The organism is Achromobacter sp. CF-sbj1-Ac2-l, from assembly GCF_052698165.1.
Genome location: NZ_CP199855.1, coordinates 5,630,844 through 5,646,724, shown reverse-complemented (window position 1 = coordinate 5,646,724; position 15,881 = coordinate 5,630,844). Strand labels below are relative to the sequence as shown.

At 67.3% G+C, this 15,881-nt stretch carries 15 protein-coding genes and 1 tRNA gene; 8 read left to right on the top strand and 8 right to left on the bottom strand.

Going from position 1 to position 15,881, the window contains the following annotated elements:
* Window positions 1–11: 11 nt before the first annotated feature.
* Together pip and trmB are read right to left on the bottom strand one after the other, a co-directional pair.
* Complete coding sequence (pip, locus tag ACUDCK_RS25870; RefSeq protein ID WP_064523608.1) at window positions 12–953, bottom strand: prolyl aminopeptidase; 942 nt, start codon at window positions 951–953, stop codon at window positions 12–14.
* Window positions 953–1,753 carry a tRNA (guanosine(46)-N7)-methyltransferase TrmB gene (trmB, locus tag ACUDCK_RS25865; protein ID WP_244976858.1) on the bottom strand — a complete coding sequence of 267 codons (801 nt, stop codon included), beginning with the start codon at window positions 1,751–1,753 and terminating at the stop codon, window positions 953–955. Before trmB ends, pip begins: the two co-directional genes overlap by 1 nt.
* Window positions 1,754–1,904: 151 nt before the next feature.
* On the opposite strand from trmB, the gene ACUDCK_RS25860 reads away from it, so the two are divergent.
* The 6 genes from ACUDCK_RS25860 (at window position 1,905) to ACUDCK_RS25835 (ending at window position 8,501) form a co-directional block, all read left to right on the top strand.
* Window positions 1,905–2,816, top strand: a complete 912-nt coding sequence (locus tag ACUDCK_RS25860; protein WP_175167032.1) for a LysR family transcriptional regulator — start codon at window positions 1,905–1,907, stop codon at window positions 2,814–2,816.
* 190 nt (window positions 2,817–3,006) lie between these two features.
* Complete coding sequence (locus ACUDCK_RS25855) at window positions 3,007–4,200, top strand: CaiB/BaiF CoA transferase family protein (protein WP_175167033.1); 1,194 nt, start codon at window positions 3,007–3,009, stop codon at window positions 4,198–4,200.
* Between the two features lie 40 nt (window positions 4,201–4,240).
* Complete coding sequence (locus tag ACUDCK_RS25850) at window positions 4,241–5,203, top strand: hydroxymethylglutaryl-CoA lyase (RefSeq protein ID WP_064524791.1); 963 nt, start codon at window positions 4,241–4,243, stop codon at window positions 5,201–5,203.
* Between the two features lie 66 nt (window positions 5,204–5,269).
* Complete coding sequence (locus ACUDCK_RS25845; protein WP_175167034.1) at window positions 5,270–6,256, top strand: Bug family tripartite tricarboxylate transporter substrate binding protein; 987 nt, start codon at window positions 5,270–5,272, stop codon at window positions 6,254–6,256.
* A gap of 79 nt (window positions 6,257–6,335) precedes the next feature.
* A tRNA-Gly gene (locus ACUDCK_RS25840) sits at window positions 6,336–6,409 on the top strand.
* A gap of 238 nt (window positions 6,410–6,647) precedes the next feature.
* A complete protein-coding gene (locus ACUDCK_RS25835) occupies window positions 6,648–8,501 on the top strand; it encodes a tyrosine-type recombinase/integrase (RefSeq protein ID WP_128701162.1) in 1,854 nt (617 codons plus the stop codon).
* Between the two features lie 47 nt (window positions 8,502–8,548).
* Here the strand turns inward: ACUDCK_RS25835 and ACUDCK_RS25830 are convergent, their stop codons facing one another.
* Entirely contained in the window at window positions 8,549–9,175 is a 627-nt protein-coding gene (locus ACUDCK_RS25830) for a substrate-binding domain-containing protein (RefSeq protein WP_031754972.1), read from the bottom strand.
* 106 nt (window positions 9,176–9,281) lie between these two features.
* On the opposite strand from ACUDCK_RS25830, the gene ACUDCK_RS25825 reads away from it, so the two are divergent.
* A complete protein-coding gene (locus ACUDCK_RS25825; RefSeq protein ID WP_003282197.1) occupies window positions 9,282–9,581 on the top strand; it encodes a helix-turn-helix domain-containing protein in 300 nt (99 codons plus the stop codon).
* A 26-nt stretch (window positions 9,582–9,607) separates the two neighbouring features.
* Here the strand turns inward: ACUDCK_RS25825 and mobH are convergent, their stop codons facing one another.
* The 3 genes from mobH to ACUDCK_RS25810 form a co-directional block, all read right to left on the bottom strand.
* The gene (gene mobH, locus ACUDCK_RS25820) at window positions 9,608–11,458 is read right to left on the bottom strand and encodes a MobH family relaxase (protein WP_033986631.1); all 1,851 of its coding nucleotides are present in this window, start codon (window positions 11,456–11,458) and stop codon (window positions 9,608–9,610) included.
* Window positions 11,459–11,661: 203 nt separating this feature from the next.
* Window positions 11,662–12,582, bottom strand: coding sequence for a nucleotidyl transferase AbiEii/AbiGii toxin family protein (locus tag ACUDCK_RS25815; protein ID WP_128701161.1), 921 nt, complete (start codon window positions 12,580–12,582; stop codon window positions 11,662–11,664).
* Complete coding sequence (locus ACUDCK_RS25810; RefSeq protein WP_185838612.1) at window positions 12,575–13,333, bottom strand: type IV toxin-antitoxin system AbiEi family antitoxin domain-containing protein; 759 nt, start codon at window positions 13,331–13,333, stop codon at window positions 12,575–12,577. Before ACUDCK_RS25810 ends, ACUDCK_RS25815 begins: the two co-directional genes overlap by 8 nt.
* A 229-nt stretch (window positions 13,334–13,562) precedes the next feature.
* On the opposite strand from ACUDCK_RS25810, the gene ACUDCK_RS25805 reads away from it, so the two are divergent.
* Window positions 13,563–13,931: a DUF3742 family protein gene (locus tag ACUDCK_RS25805; protein ID WP_438831771.1), complete on the top strand. Its 369-nt coding sequence runs from the start codon at window positions 13,563–13,565 to the stop codon at window positions 13,929–13,931.
* Window positions 13,932–13,947: 16 nt separating this feature from the next.
* On the opposite strand, the gene ACUDCK_RS25800 is transcribed toward ACUDCK_RS25805, so the two are convergent.
* Both ACUDCK_RS25800 and ACUDCK_RS25795 read right to left on the bottom strand, forming a co-directional pair.
* Window positions 13,948–15,471 (bottom strand): conjugal transfer protein TraG N-terminal domain-containing protein, encoded by a 1,524-nt coding sequence (locus ACUDCK_RS25800; RefSeq protein WP_034081171.1) that lies wholly within the window; start codon window positions 15,469–15,471, stop codon window positions 13,948–13,950.
* Between the two features lie 15 nt (window positions 15,472–15,486).
* Complete coding sequence (locus ACUDCK_RS25795) at window positions 15,487–15,840, bottom strand: hypothetical protein (RefSeq protein WP_034081173.1); 354 nt, start codon at window positions 15,838–15,840, stop codon at window positions 15,487–15,489.
* Between the last annotated feature and the right edge of the window lie 41 nt (window positions 15,841–15,881).

Genomic DNA, 15,881 nt, shown 5'->3' with positions numbered 1-15,881 from the left:
GGTCGGTCTCCTCAGCGTTTGGCGTAGGCGTCGGTGGCGGCGATCAGGCGCGCCAGCGTGCCGGGTTCGTCGAAGGCGTGGCCCGCGTCGGGCACGATATGGAACTCGGCCTCGGGCCAGGCGCGGTGCAGGTCCCAGGCGGTGCGCGCGGGGGTGCAGGCGTCGTAGCGGCCCTGCACGATGGTGCCGGGGATGCCGCGCAGCTTGTGGGCGTCGCGGATCAACTGGCCTTCTTCCATGAAGCCGGCGTTGACGAAGTAGTGGTTCTCGATGCGCGCGAAAGCCAGCGCCGCGCGGTCGGCGGCGTGGCTCTGCTGGTGGCGCGGGCTGGGCAGCAGCGTGATGGTGCTGTCTTCCCATTTGCTCCAGGCCTTGGCGGCGCGCAGTTGCTCGGCCGGGTCATTGCCCGTCAGGCGCTTGTGGTACGCCGCCACCAGGTCGCCGCGCTCGGCTTCGGGGATGGGAGCCAGGTACTCTTCCCAGCGATCGGGGAACAGCCACGACGCGCCTTCCTGGTAGAACCATTGCACTTCGGCGCGGCGCAGCGTGAAGATGCCGCGCACCACCAGTTCGCTGACGTGCTGCGGGTGGGTCTCGGCATAGGCCAGCGCCAGCGTCGAGCCCCATGAGCCGCCGAACACCAGCCACTTGTCGGCGCCCATGATCTCGGTGCGCAGGCGCTCGATGTCGGCCACCAGGTGCCAGGTGGTGTTGTTGTCCAGGCCGGCGTGCGGCGTCGAGCGGCCGCAGCCGCGCTGGTCGAACAGCAGCACGTTGTAGCGCTTGGGATCGAAGAGTTGCCGATGCACCGGCGAGCAGCCGCTGCCGGGGCCGCCGTGCAGGAACACGGCGGGCTTGCCCTGCGGGTTGCCGCAGAGTTCCCAGTAGACCTGGTGGCCGTCGCCGGTATCCAGGATGCCGTGGCGGTAGGGTTCGATCGCGGGGTAGAGCATCAGGCGACTCGCTTGAAGATCAGGTCCCAGACGCCATGGCCCAATCGCAGGCCGCGCGTCTCGAATTTGGTCAGGGGGCGGTAATCAGGGCGCGGCGCGTAGCCGTCCGTGGTGTTCTTCAGTTGCGGCTCGTTGCCCAGCACGTCGAGCATCTGCACCGCGTAGTCTTCCCAGTCGGTGGCGCAATGGATATAGCCGCCCGGCGCGATGCGGCTGGCCAGCAGCGCGATGAACGGCGGCTGGATCAGGCGGCGCTTGTGGTGGCGCTTCTTGGGCCACGGGTCGGGGAAGTAGATGTGCACGCCGGCCAGCGAGTCCGGCGCGATCATGTCGCGCACCACCTCGACCGCGTCGTGCTGGATGATGCGCAGGTTGGTGATGCTGGAGTCCTCGATGCGGCGCAGCAGCGAGCCGACGCCGGCGTTGAACACTTCCACGCCCAGGAAGTTGTCGCCGGGGCGGGCCAGCGCGATCTTCTCGGTGGTCTCGCCCATGCCGAAGCCGATTTCCAGCACCGTCGGCGCTTCGCGGCCGAAGGCGGCCGCGGGGTCCAGGCGCCTGGCGGCGTAGGGAATCGACCATTTGCCCAGCAACTGCTCAAGCGCGGCCAACTGGCCCTGGGTGATGTGGCCGCGGCGGTGCACGAAGCTGCGGATGTGGGTGGCGCCCGGGCTGTTGGGGGCGTGCGCGGCGCTGGCCAGCGCGGCTTCGGTCTGGGGGGAAACCGGCGCGGGCGCGTCGGGGTTGCCGGGTGTTGCGGGGGTGTTCACGGGCGGATTCGCAGGGCTGTTCGTTGTCATAGGCGGGATTGTAGTGGCAGCCCCGCCGGGCTGCAGTCCGCGTTTCGGTTTAAATGGGGACTTATCGCTGGCGATCGAATGGGGCGGGTCCCCCCCGGGGTCCGCGCGCTATAGTGCAGCCGCGGCGTCCGCCTGGCGCCGCGCGTCCATCATGAATATCGCCCGCATCGACCTCGTCACGCTCTCGCTTTTCGTCTCGGTGGCCCGCCAGGGCAGCATCTCGGCCGGCGCGCGCGCGTCGCACCTGGCGGTGGGGGCGGCCAGCAAGCGGATCTCGGACCTGGAGGCCGCGCTGGACACCCAACTGCTGTACCGCAACGCGGCCGGCGTCGAGCTGACCGAGGCGGGCCAGGCCTGCCTGGTCCATGCCCTGCGGGTGCTGCAGGAAGTCGAGCAGATGGCGGGCACCTTGTCCGACTATGCCCGGGGGGTGCGCGGGCAGGTGCGCATCGCCGCCAATACCTCGTCGCTGACCCAGTTCCTGCCGGAAGATCTGGCGTCCTTCATGGAAGCGCACCCGGCCGTGCGCATCGACCTGGAAGAGCAGAACAGCAGCGACATCGTCACTGCCGTGCTGGAGAACCGCGCCGACATCGGCGTGTTCGCGGACCGCACCCCGGCGGCGGGCCTGGCCACCGTGCCGTACCGGCTCGACGAGCTGGTGCTGATCGTGCCGCAGCGTCATCCGCTGGCGCGCCATGTCAGCGTGGCGTTCGCCGATACCCTGGCCTACGACTACGTCGGCCTGCCGCCCGCGACCTCGCTGGCCACCCGCCTGGCCGACGAGAGCGGCCGGCTGGGCCGCGACATGCGGCTGCGCATCCAGGTGCGCAGCTTCGACGCCATCTGCCGCATGGTGGCCGCCACGCGCGGGGTCGGCATTCTGCCGCGGCTGGCGGCCGAGCCGCATGCGCGCTCCATGCCGATCCGCCTGATTGCCCTGTCCGACGACTGGGCGCGCCGCTGGCTGCTGTTGGGCGTGCGCGCTGCCGACGCGCTGCCGGTGGCGGCGCGGCTGTTGCTGGCGCATCTGCGCGGCGCGCAGGACCCGGGCACGGCCTAGAGGCCGGCGCGCACGCAAAAAAAGCGCTTGGTGGCGGCCGGCAATCGGTCGGCCTGTCCGGCCGGGTCGCGGCCGCCGCGCCGGGCTTTCTCGATCCGGGAATGCCCCCTTCCCGAATCGTCCATTCCGCCGCCCCGGGCGATGACGCACACTGCGGGCCATCATCGGTTGGATGCGCCCGGGAGGCGACATGGCAGGGCAGATACTCGCCGGCATACGCGTGCTGGAACTCGGACAACTCATCGCGGGGCCGTTCGCCGCCAAGACGCTGGCGGACTTTGGCGCGCAGGTCGTCAAGATCGAACCGCCGGGGCAGGGCGACCCGCTGCGCAAATGGCGCCTGCTGCACGAGGGCACCTCGGTGTGGTGGGAGGCGCAGTCGCGCAACAAGCAGTCCGTGTGCGTGGACCTGCGCCAGCCCGAAGGGCAGGACATCGTGCGCCAGTTGGCGGCCGAGGCCGACGTGCTGATCGAGAATTTCCGTCCCGGCACGCTGGAGAAGTGGGGCCTGTCGTGGGAGACGCTGCACGCGCTGAACCCGCGCCTGATCATGCTGCGCATTTCCGGCTACGGCCAGACCGGGCCGAAGGCGCGCGAGCCGGGCTTTGCCGCGATTGGCGAAGCCATGGCCGGCCTGCGCTACCTGAATGGCGAACCCGGCCGCGCGCCGGTGCGCGCCGGCCTGTCGCTGGGCGACACCATCGCCGGTCTGCATGGCGCGCTGGGCGTGCTGCTGGCGCTGTACCAGCGCGATGCCCGTGGCGGCCGGGGGCAGGTCATCGACGCGGCGCTGTACGAGAGCCTGTTCAACCTCAGCGAGAGCCTGCTGCCTGAGTATTCGGTGTTCGGTGCGGTGCGCGAACCGGCCGGCGCATCGTTGCCCGGCATCGCGCCGTCCAACGCTTATCCGTGCCGCGACGGCTATGTGCTGATCGCGGGCAATGGCGACGCCATCTACACCCGGCTGATGGCGCGCATCGGCCGCGACGACCTGGGCCGCGATCCCGAGCTGGCGCACAACGACGGCCGCGCCCGCCGCGTGGCCGAGATCGACCAGGCCATCGGCGCCTGGACCGCTGAACGCAGCATCGACGAGGTGTTGCAGGCCATGCGCGAGGCCGACGTGCCGTCGGGCCGCATCTATTCGGTGGCCGACATCGCCCACGATCCGCATTACCAGGCGCGCGGCGCCATCACCCGCCTGGAGGCCGCCAGCGGCATCGCCGTGGACATGCCGGCGGTGTTTCCGTGCCTGTCGGCCAACCCGGGCGCGGTGCGCGAGCGTGCGCCGACGCTGGGCGAGCACACCGACGCGGTGCTGGCGGCAGCGGGCCTGGGCCCGGAACAGCGCGAAGCGCTGCGGGCGCGCGGCGTGATCGCATGAACCGCGTCATTCCCCTTAATCCGGCATCGAGGATGCGCTCATGAACACCGGTTCCCCCGTCCTGGAAATCAACGAGGTCGGCCCGCGCGACGGCTTGCAGATCGAGACGCGCATGGTGCCGACCGAAGACAAGATCGCCTTCATCGATGCATTGTCCGATTGCGGCTTTGCCCGCATCGAGGTCACCAGCTTCACTTCGCCCAAGGCCATTCCGGCCCTGGCGGACGCGGGCGCCGTGATGCAGGGCATCCGCCGCCGGCCCGGCGTGATCTATACGGCGCTGGTGCCGAACATCCGCGGCCTGGAGCGGGCGCTGGAGGCCGGCGTCGACGAGATGAACCTGGTCATGTCTTGCAGCGAGACGCATAACCGCGCCAACCTGCGCATGACCCGCCAGCAATCGTTCGACGAACTCAGCCAGGTGCTGGCCGCCGCCGCGCGCGCCGGCGCGCCCTGCAATGTGTCGCTGTCGACCGCCTTCGGCTGTCCCTTCGACGGCGACGTGCAGGCGGAACAGGTCTTGGACCTGGCCGCCCGCCTGGTCGATGCCGGCGCCGGTGGCATCACGCTGTGCGACACCACCGGCATGGCCTATCCCAATCAGGTGGGCGAACTGTGCGCCGACGCCGCGCGGCGCCTGCCGGGCGTGGCGCTTACCGTCCACCTGCACAATACGCGCGGCATGGCGCTGGCCAATGCCGTCACCGCCTGGCAGGCCGGCATCACCCGTTTCGACGCCGCCGCCGGCGGCCTGGGCGGCTGCCCGTACGCGCCCGGCGCCAGCGGCAACGTCAACACCGAAGAACTGGTCCACATGTTCGAGTGCATGGGCGTGCGCACGGGCGTGTCGCTCGAATCGCTGCTTGCCATCCTGCGCGGACTGTCGGGGCTGGTCGGCCGCGAGCTGCCCATGGCGTTGTTGCGCGCCGGACCGCGCCTGGCCGCGCATCCGCCGCCCGCGTGGCTGGCGGAGCGGTTCGGGCCGGCCGGCGACGCCGCCTAGGTTTTGCTTCACACCACGCGCCCGGCCATCGGGCGCTTCATACAAAAACAGCAAGGAGACAACCGCATGACCGCATTCCGTTTCGTTCCCGTTCTACGCGCCTACGCCATCGCGCTGGGCGTGGCCGCCGCTGGCGCCGCCCACGCCCAGGCGGATTTTCCCAATCGTCCCGTCACGCTGATCGTGTCGGCCGCGCCCGGCGGCACCACCGACATCGCCGCCCGGCTCATCGCCCAGCCCCTGGGCGCCGCCCTCGGCCAGAGCGTGGTTGTCGAGAACAAGCCCGGCGCCTCCGGCGGCATCGCCGCGCAGGCCGTGGCCCGCGCCAAGCCCGACGGCTACACGCTGTTGCTGCAGTATTCGGGCTTCCAGGTCATCACCCCGCACGTCACGCCGACCTCCGGCTGGGATCCGATCAAGGATTTCGCGCCGGTGGCCAATGTGCTGTCCGCGCCCCAGGTCGTGGTGGTGCGGCCGGACCTGCCGATCAAGTCGCTGAAAGACCTGGTCGCGTACGCCAAGGCGAATCCGGGCAAGCTCAATTACGCCTCGTCCGGCAATGGTTCATTGCAGCAGGTCGCCACCGAACTGCTCAACCAGATGGCGGGCACGCAGATCACGCACATCCCGTACAAGGGCACCGGCCCGGCGCTGAACGACCTGCTGGGCGGCGCCGTCGACATGACCATCACCACGCCGCCGCCGCTGCTGGGCCAGATCGCCGCCGGCAAGCTGCGCGCGCTGGCCGTCACCGGCAATACGCGCCTGGCGTCGCTGCCGGACGTGCCCACCGCCGCCGAGGCCGGCTATCCCGACCTGATCGTCTCGTCCTGGTTCGCCATGTACGCGCCCAAGGACACGCCCGCGCCGGTGGTGGACAAGATCGCCGGTGAAATCCAGAAGATCATGCAGACCGACGCCTTCCGCCAGAAGGCGGCCGAGCAGGGCGCCGAGGCCGAATTCATGGGGCCGAAGGCGCTGGGCGACTATACCCAGGCCGAGCTGGACCGCTGGGGCAAGGTGGTGAAGGCGGCGGGGATCACGGCGAACTGAAGGCGGTGGCCTGGGGCGGAAAAACCCAGGCTATAATTCCTGCCTCTGCTCCGGTCTTGCGCCGGGGCACGACACCCGAGCGGGTGTAGTTCAATGGTAGAACGGCAGCTTCCCAAGCTTCATACGAGGGTTCGATTCCCTTCACCCGCTCCACCGCATCATTCTGTGGACTTCCGCAGAAGTCCAAGAGAGTCCGCAAGTCGTTGATTCACAAGGACTTTTCCTCTCTTTGACGTTCTGCCGCGGTCCACTGCGATCCATCTACAGCCGGGACTTTTAAGTCCACAAACAAGTCCATTTTTGCGGGCGCGGCTGATTCCGGATTGTTGATGGAGGGGCGAGGTCGACGTGACCAGCATCTGGTTCCTGACTCATGTTCAGGAGCAAGAGCATGGCACTCTCAGACTTGGCCGTTCGACAGGCCAAGGCAACTGGCAAGGCATACACCCTCCCTGACTTGGATGGCCTCTCCCTGGCCGTCACCGCTGCAGGGGGCAGGACTTGGCACTTCCGCTACTACTGGGCGGGCAAGCAGAAGCGGATGTCGCTCGGCACCTACCCGGAGGTGACACTTCGCGAGGCCCGCAGCCTACGCGATGAAGCGCGCGCCCTGCTGGCCAAAGGCACCAATCCTCGCGTTCACCGCAAGCAGAAGCGCACCGCTGTCCGGCTCGCCGACGAAAACACCTTCGAGGCGGTGTATCGCAAGTGGCTCAAGCATCGCGGGCTCAGCCTCAAGGAAGGCCGGCAGACGACCCTCTCGATACTTCCGCGCATCTTCGACAAGGATGTGCTACCCGCCTTGGGCAAGCGGTCGATCTATGAGATCAAGCGCCCCGACCTCTTGGAGGTGATCGCCAAGATCGAGAAGCGCAGGGCGCTCTCCGTCGCCGAGAAAGTCAGGACGTGGTTCAACCAACTGTGTCGCTACGCGCTGGTGATCGTGCCGGGCCTGGAGCAAAACCCCGCCTCCGATCTCGATGTGGTGGCGCTGCCGCTGCCACCCGTCAACCACAATCCGTTCCTGCGCATGGCCGAGCTGCCGAAGCTGTTGCAACGGCTGCGCAGCTATCGCGGCAGGCGGCAGACCCAGCTCGGGCTGCGGCTATTGCTGCTGACCGGCGTGCGAACGGGAGAGCTGCGACAGGCGACGCCGGATCAATTCGATCTGGACCGTGGGCTGTGGATCATCCCGCCCGACGTCGTGAAGCAACTCCAGTTGGATATGCGCAAGAAGCGGCAGCAGCCGAAGGACATCCCGCCCTACATCGTGCCGCTGTCGATTCAGGCCATGGAGATCGTCCGGCACCTGCTGGATGAGTTCAAGCCGGCCCAGCGCTACCTGTTCCGGCACGACAGCGACTTGAAGAAGCGCATCAGCGAGAACACGCTCAATGGTGCCCTCAAGCGCATGGGCTATCAGGAACGCCTGACGGGGCACGGCATCCGCGGCACGATGTCCACTGCGCTCAACGAGATCGGCTACCCGAAGGTCTGGGTGGATGCACAGCTCTCGCATGTCGATCCCAACAAGGTCAGCGCGACCTACAACCATGCCGAGTACGTGGAGCAGCGTCGCCGCATGATGCAGGACTGGGCCGATCGGCTCGACCTCTTCGAGCAGAACCAGGTCGAGGCAGCCAGCATGCCGCTCACCGTGCATCTGGAAGGCGTGCCCGCGTTCCCGTGTGAGCAAACCGCAAGCGCGCCCTCCACGCCGGTTGCCGCTTCGCCAATCCTGCTCGTGACGAAGCCGGGTGACGCCATGCCGTTGGTTTCTGCCGCCGCACATCGGCTGCCGGCGGTTCCGCCCCCTCGATCGGCCGCGCCGCTGGTGCCTTCGGACATTCAGCGCGAGAGGATGGAGCTGTTCGATGTCTTCGAAGCGCCGCACAACCTTCCCGTCGCGGCGTTTGCCAAGATGGCGGGCAAGTCCCGCAGGTGGATCAGCTACGAGATCAAGGCGGGCAACTTGCTGGCGTTGAACGTGGGCAACCGCGGCCAGCGGGTGCCGGACTGGCACCTCGACCCGCTCAAGCACGAGCTGATCCAGTCCGTCCTGAAGCTGACCAGGGGTGCGGACCCTTGGCAGATCTACCATGCACTGCTGCAACCGCGCTCGATGCTGCGGGGGCGTTCGGCACTGGAGGGCGTGACGGCCAGCAATCTCGACAAGCTCGTCATGGCCGTGAGCACAGCCGTGAAGGAAAGCGAATGGACCCTGCCGCGAGTCGTGGTTGCCTAGCAGCAGGAATGCGGGATCGTGGCGAAACCGCGATCCCGGCGTATCTGTCAGGACACCAAGCGCGCGCGGCGGGCGAATCTTGCCTGGGTGTCCGACAAGGAAGCGTTGCGGCGCAGCAGGTAAGCCATCACGATCGTTGGTGCGCCGGCCAGCGGCCGCACGGCGATGCCTCGGCGTAGGTAGCTCGCCAGTCTCGCGGCAGGCGCAATGGCGATCCCGTACCCGGCGGCAACCAGCGTCATCGCCACATCGAATGTCTCCACCGTTTGCTCCCGCTCCTGCAGCGCGTTCTCGAACACGCGCTGCACGGTCATGCGCCATGGTTCATCGGCCGTGGACTGCGAGCAGATCAAGGGCTGCTTGAGCACTTCCTCGCACGGCACTTCACGGTAGGCCAGCAGGTGGGAGCGCTTGGCCACGGCGACCGCCAGCGTGTCATGCCACAGCGGCTCGCATACCCAGCCAGGCCACTGCCGGGCAACCGCAGACAAGGCGAAATCGAAGCCGTCGCCCGGCAGCTCCGCGCCTCGAACGGGATCTGTCCATCCGGCCAGGACGGCATGAGTCTCCGGCTCTTCGGCACGCTGCAGGGCGAGCACGTCGGCGAGCTGGGGAGGCACCCATTCGCCGAGGACGGCCATGCGAATTTCGGCGGTGATGTCACTCGATTCCACGTCCAGCTCCCCCCAGGCGGTGAACTCGTGGCAACTGATCTCGAAGCCGTTGAATGAGTTAAGTTTAACGTGGTTTAAATCGTGACCGTGTTCGACGCTCTTGGCAATGCCAAAGCGTTCGATCCAAAGGGGCCGCCCCACCGGCACCACTACCTACGAAGCGGAACCAGCCATCGCGTTTGGGGCTGCCGTGCGGGAAGAGAGAACCAACCAGGGTATCGCTCAGGAAACGCTGGCTCACATGGCCGGCATCGAGCGGTCTCACATGGGCAAGATCGAGCGCGGCGAGCATGTCCCCACGCTCCCTCTCATCCTCAAGATCGCCCGTGCGCTGAAATGCAGTTCCGCCCACTTGATGACTCTGACCGAAGCCAAGCTGGCAGAGTCGGCCCCATCCGCGGATTGAAGCCGGCCCGCACAGCGGTCGCATGCCTACGCCTGATCGTCGTCCTTGCCCCCAAGGGCTGAATCATCGCGCTTTGCGGCCTCGTTGAGGAGCCGCAGGTATGGGTTGTCTGGCGGCGTCTCCTGGAACAGCGCATCCGGGCTGACGAGCAGGTAGCCGTGCAGCCGGCGCGACTTGCGCGGCCCCGTGACTTCGCAGGTCCAGATGTTCAGCCCGCTCGGCTGCTTGCGGTGCTGTCCCAGCTTCTCGAAGCGCTTCTGTACCCACTGCCACCCCTCCAGCTTCTCCTGCTTGGCCAGCGCGGCGACTTGAAGGTACTCCTGCGCGTAGCGCTGGAACACGCCGGGGCTGACGAGGTAGGTCGTACCGGCGACGGTATGCACCAGGGCCTTGGCGTCGTTGATGATGAGCTTGCGCGTCTGGATGCTCTGGCGCAGCCAGGCCATGAAGTGCGCCCCGGAGGGCTCCGCGCGATCCTGGGAAGGCGCGAGGCTCATTCCTGGCGTGGGCACGGTCGAAGGGGCCGGCTCGGCCTCGGCAACAGGGCAAGTCGGGGTCTCCGATGCTGTGGGAGGAGCGGTGTCGCCCAGCAGATCGAGCAGCGCGGCCACGCCGGTGTCTGTGGCTATGGATGCGATCGGCGCCGTGCTCGCGGGTGCAGCTTCGGTGCCTTCCACGCGCGGCCCATCGGCCACCGCCGGCGCTAGCGGCGGCGGCTCCGCCTGTTCCTCTTCGACCTGCACACGGCCTGCGAACGGCGCCAGCCGGTCGGCGGCATCCCAGATCATGGCCGGCGAGAGTTTCAGGAACGTGAAGGCGTGCGACCAGCCGGCGTCGCTGGTGACGGTAGCCTTCCAGATCGCCTTGCCATCCGGCGTCGGTTGCACGATGCCGTGATCCTGCAGCACGTTGAACACCGCCGTATTGCTCGCCGGGATGCCGTCGATGCCCTGCGACAGCAGATGTGCGCGCAGCTTGTCGGAGACGGTCTTGCTCACCAGCCACAGAGCGTCCTGGGTCAGCCAACCGTCCGCCGGACCGGCCTGGTTCAACTTGAATTCTTCCTTGAGCAGGTAGCGCAAGCCGTCGAGCAATTTGCGTTGCAGCGCATGCTTGGGCGCCGCCAGCGCCTTGCTGGGATCGCCGCCGAGTTCCTGGGCGACCGATGCCTGGTCGGCCTGCACGACCAGCTCGCCGAGCGTGCCGGCGTGCTCGTACTGACCGGCCAGCACGTACAGCAGCGCGGCCCAGAGGTCGGGATAGCCGCTGAGCCAGTCGAAGATGTCCCGATCGAGGATGTGTGCGTAGAGCAGCCCTGTGGCGGCGCTGTGCAGGCGGTACTCGCGCTCCCTTCGGTAACGGAAGCGGTAGGGCTTTCGCAACGGGCCGTGCCAGGGATGCCAGATGCTGCCGTCAGCGTGCTCGACGTACAGATCGACCGCAATCTTGCCGATGTCGTGCAGCAGGGCCGCGTAGGCCGTGCCTGCGGTCCAGGCTTCGGCCTGGGCCGCCTGTGCCTCGGGTGTGACGCCGGCAGGCAGCAGGTATGACTGCCGCAGCTTCAGCGCATAGGCGACGATCTCCAGGCCGTGGTCCAGCATGCCGCCCGGATAGGCGTGGTGGTGGTTCTCGGAGGCCGGGAACTGCTGGACCAGCTCGGCGTAGCGCTCCAGTGGGGCGAGGTAGAGCGTAGCGAACTGCCGGCGCGAGAGCGATGTGCGCTGCCAGATGTGCTCCAGCAGTTTCTGCCGACGCGGCGTGGCCAGCAGCGATGCGGCCGACTCCGGCCGCATCGACCCTTTCGGAGTTTCGATGGCGGAGGTGGGCGGTGTGCCGGCGGCGGGTGGCACCCTTTTGCGCTGGAACAGCGAGAGCATGACGAACCCCGGATGACGGGCTGCTCGGGGGCGCCTTTTGGCCTTTTCAGGATAGGGCCTTTCCCCTTGGCGCCCTTCCTTTGCCCCTTCCCAGCCCTTTGGCCTTTGTCGGAAGCCTTTGGGTATAGGGCCGCTGCTTCGCGGGTGCCACGATGAATGCGGCATGGGGCAATCCCGGCAAGTGGGGCGCTGCGGGACGTTCGTCAGCTCTGGCCCAAGCCGGTGTCGAGGGCGGCGGATTGCGCTGCGAAGTCGTCGGGACGGCGCTTGCGGAAGGTTTCGAGATTGCTCAGCTTCCAGCGCAGTGCCGGCAGTTGAGCAGCGTGTTGGCATTGCACCAGCGACCAGTCCGGTTCTGCGCGCACCAGCCCGCTCAGAAACTGCTTGTGAGCGGTGCTCAGTCGCTGTGGCAGCTCGCGCCGCACCCTGGCGCGAGCGTCGAGCAGTGTCTCCAGGGAGCAGTCCACTTCGGTCATGCCGACAAAGGCCCGCTCGTACTCGCCGGCGATGTCCTTGTCGTTGCCGAACAGCACTTCGTGGGGCGGCCGGTTGTGGCCCGCCAGATAGATCACGAAGCACTCGACCATGCCGTCGCTGATGTCGCCCGACTCAAAGAGCTGCCACACGTCGAACAGGTCGCGGGGGTGCTGCCGATCCAGCGCGGCCACCAGCTTGCTCGCGTACAGCTCGTCCGGTGCCAGAACCGGCAGATCGAACTCGACGCCGAACAGATCGCTGGTCCTGGCGCTCAGCGGCCGCCGCTCGACGGGCAGCACGCTGCCGCGGAACACGACATTGACCTCGATCTTCACCTGGCTGGCGTCGTTCTCGACGATCAGCTTGGTGTCGCCCAGGTCCTTGGCGCGAACCAGGCGTGTCTGCACGCCCAGTGGCGCAACGCGCGTGGCGATGGCGGCCAGCTCCTGGTTGATGGCTTGCAGCGCTTCGTCGCGCGGCGTCTGCCACGGGAGGTACACCACGTCGATGTCCACCGACAGGCGCGGCATGTCCCGCACGAAGAGGTTGATGGCCGTGCCACCCTTCATGGCGAAGATGTCGTTGGCGAACACGTCGGGCGCGAAGGCCAGCAGCAGGCGAACGGTATCCGCGTAGGTCTTATCCATGAGGTCTCAGGCTCAGCAAGGTGCCGTCATCGAGCCGGCTCATCCAACGCGTGTTGCTGCCGGTGCGAACCGGGTACTGCTCCAGCAGGGCATCGACATCCACGAGGCTGGTCTCGCGCGCCCAGGTAAGGAACAGGCGCACGGCCTTCACGCTGGCGCAGCAGGACAGCAGTTGCCCGAGCAAGTCCTTGCGGGGGGAACGCAGCCCATCAAAGAGGTTGCGGGCCTCTTCGAGGCTCTGCTTGACGCCCGCTTCGTACAGCATCTCCAGAACGGCACGCTCGGAGGCAGCCACCCGCAGATCCTCGGGCAGGCCAGGCGGCGTGGTCAGGGTCTTGCTGGCCAGCGCCGTGTCCGGCCAGTCGAACAGGCGGGCGTGGACGTAGCGGGCCGGAAAGCGCGAGGTGAACCAGGCCGGCAACGCGAAACGACCGTCGCCCCACAGCACCAGCGTCTCCCGGCTGCCCAGGTTGTGCCGCACGCCCTGCAGGGCCAGGGCGCTCTTGCCGCCGACGTGCAGGCCGGGCACGCGCTGTTGCAGGAACTTCAGCGCACCGTAGACCCCGAACTCATCGTTCGGGAAGGCATAGACGCCATGGGCCAGGCGCACGAGCCACCCGCCGTCGGCATAGTGGGCGGCGAGCTGGGGCGACACCCCGAACTGGCTCAGGGTGGCAAGGTCGAACGGCGCCCCGCGGGGGAGTCCCGCCTGCAGTCGCTTGATTACCTGGTGCCTAGAATTTCCATCCATATTATAAAAATAACACAGAATCAAATCGACCCCTAGAGCCATTGCAAGAACGTGCATGGAAAGTAGCATAATGTTTGATTTATCGTGCAGAATCTAATCGACCTGCGACCCGAGCCAACTCGGCTCTGCCGGCCGCAACCCGCCCTCCTGATCGCGGTCTATGCTGGAGGGCAGGCCACGACCGGCCGCTCCGCGAGGTGAGGCACCACTGAAGCCGAGGCATATGAGCATGACCACCAACACGCACAACGGGCGCTGGAGCCACCGGCTGGGCCGGGGGGCTGGCCGTGCCTGGCGTGGATACCTGCGCCGCGAGCAGCGTGTCGCCGGCTGGCTGGTGACGCGCGGGGTGCCCGCGGGCGCGGCGACGGCGGTGCTCTGGATCGTCAAGCTCGCCGTGCTCGGTGCGCTGCTCTACTCCGCGTTCTGGCTGGCCCTGCTGCTTGCCTTTGCAGGGATCGCTGCCTGGATGGTACGCAACGTCGATGCCGACGAAAGCAGTGATGATGACGAGCCTCAATGGCGAAACGGCCTGGACGGATACGGTCTCTACCGGGGCGAGGTACGCATCGACGGCGGCAGCGCGGACGACGAGTAGCTCGCCACTCGCGGCGCTACTTCGCCTTCGCTGCTTTGATTGCAAGGTCAGCGCCTTTGCCTCCCGCAGATTTGGCGCCATCGGTGGCTGCTGAGAGCATCTGCGAGATGTTGCCTACGCGGACACCAACCCACGCGAGCGCAGCTACCCAGAAACCCGGTAGCACGATGAACATCATCGCCATGACGAAGTTCAGCAGCATGTCACCGAACGCATTGTTCAGGCCGATCAATGGGTCGAAGTTGGCGTGCGGCCTGTCCGCGCCAAACCCCCAGCCGTAGAGCGCGTCCAGGATCGTGCTGTCGATCCAGCGCGCGAGCTGGAACCAGAAGTCCACGAAGAACAGCGCGAACTGGACGCAGCTCACCGTCATCACCGTCTTCAGGTCGTAGGTGCCGATCAGCAACACCAGCGGGATGCAGATGACGAGCGCCATCTTGAGCATCGTCAGCACCATCGGCAGCGCCTGGCGCACCACGTCCATCGCGGGGAAGAAGGCCAGCGAGCCCACAGTCAGCCCCAGGTCGCCCGCGCCGCGCGTGACGATGTTCGGCAGCGTCTTGTCGATCTGGCCGCCGTAATCGGTGTAGACGGTGCCCTGGTTCATCTTCTGCTGCCGCGGTGAGACGACGGCGCGGATCACCGAGTCATTGACCTCGCTCTGCGACAGGAAGCCCGCCCAGCGCCCGATGCGGGTCAGCAGGTCCGGGTCGACCTGTGCCAGCAGCCGGCTGCGCAGTCCCTGGCCGCCATCGGCCCACCACTGCCGGCAGGACGGATAGCCGCCGCCGCTGTCCACCTGTGCCAGCCCCGCATCGCGGGTCGCGTCGTAGGGCCAGGCCGTGCGTGGGGTCCTGGCGCGATAGGTGTCATAGAAGCCGGGCGTGTCGAGGAAGTAACTCGATCCGATCCAGGTGACGTCGTTCATCTGCTCGTCGGAGAGCGTCGGCCGGTTCATGAACAGCTTGGCGCGCGACGGCCCGTAGCAGTCGTGCGTGAAGTCGGCGACCTCCTGTGCCAGCACCGGATCGTCGATGCGCGTGGCATCCACATCCATGCGAATCTGACGCAGGTCCGTGCCGCAGGGAATCGCCGCCACCGCGGAGCCCGTCACGGCTTTCGACAGTGCGTGCATGAAGAACCACCACACCGGCACCAGCGCGCTCTGGTCGTTGAGCGCCGTGTAGACATTGGACCAGCCCGTGTCGTTGGGCAGCGGGACACTGACCTGGCATTGCGCGGAGCGCGTGGTGTCGAACCTGATCGTGGCGAGATCCACCGGGATGAACGGGATGCCGGCGAACATGATGACCACGATCGCCACCCACACCCGGTTCTCGATGCGCATCGACGACAGCACGCCCTTGTTTCCCTCGTCCGCGCCTTCGCTGCGGGCCTTGAGCCATTCCTGGATCACGATGGCCACGAACGGCAGCGCGAACACGCCGCTGGCCACGAGAATGCTCCAGATGCCGTTGTTGACCACCCAAGCCACCAGGGTCAGGTAATACTCCAGGTAGTCCGTGGTGTAGAGCGTCATGCCTGCCTCCCGGTCTCAGCCGTGCCGCAACAGTTGGCTGGCTTCCAGCGCGACCACGGCGATCACGGCCGCGACCTCCGTGCGCAGCAGGCGCTGATGCGTCTCGCGGGACGGCTCCCGCCGCAACAGGCGCCGACGCATCCACCACCAGCCGTAAGCCGTCGCTCCGTAGAGGCACAGCCGCCACACGAAGAAGTGGCCGGCGTGCGCCTGCAGCCAGTGCTGCCAGCCCTCGACGCCGCCGACCACGTGGATGCCAGCGATGTTCGCCGCCACCGCGGCGGCCACCACCAACAAGGTCCACAACAGCGCCACGCCGACGCGGCGGTTGAACAGCCATGGCAGCCGCAGCCAGGCCAGCCGGCTCACTGGACTACCCTCCTGTCGCTAGCGCGACATCCTCCCCTGGG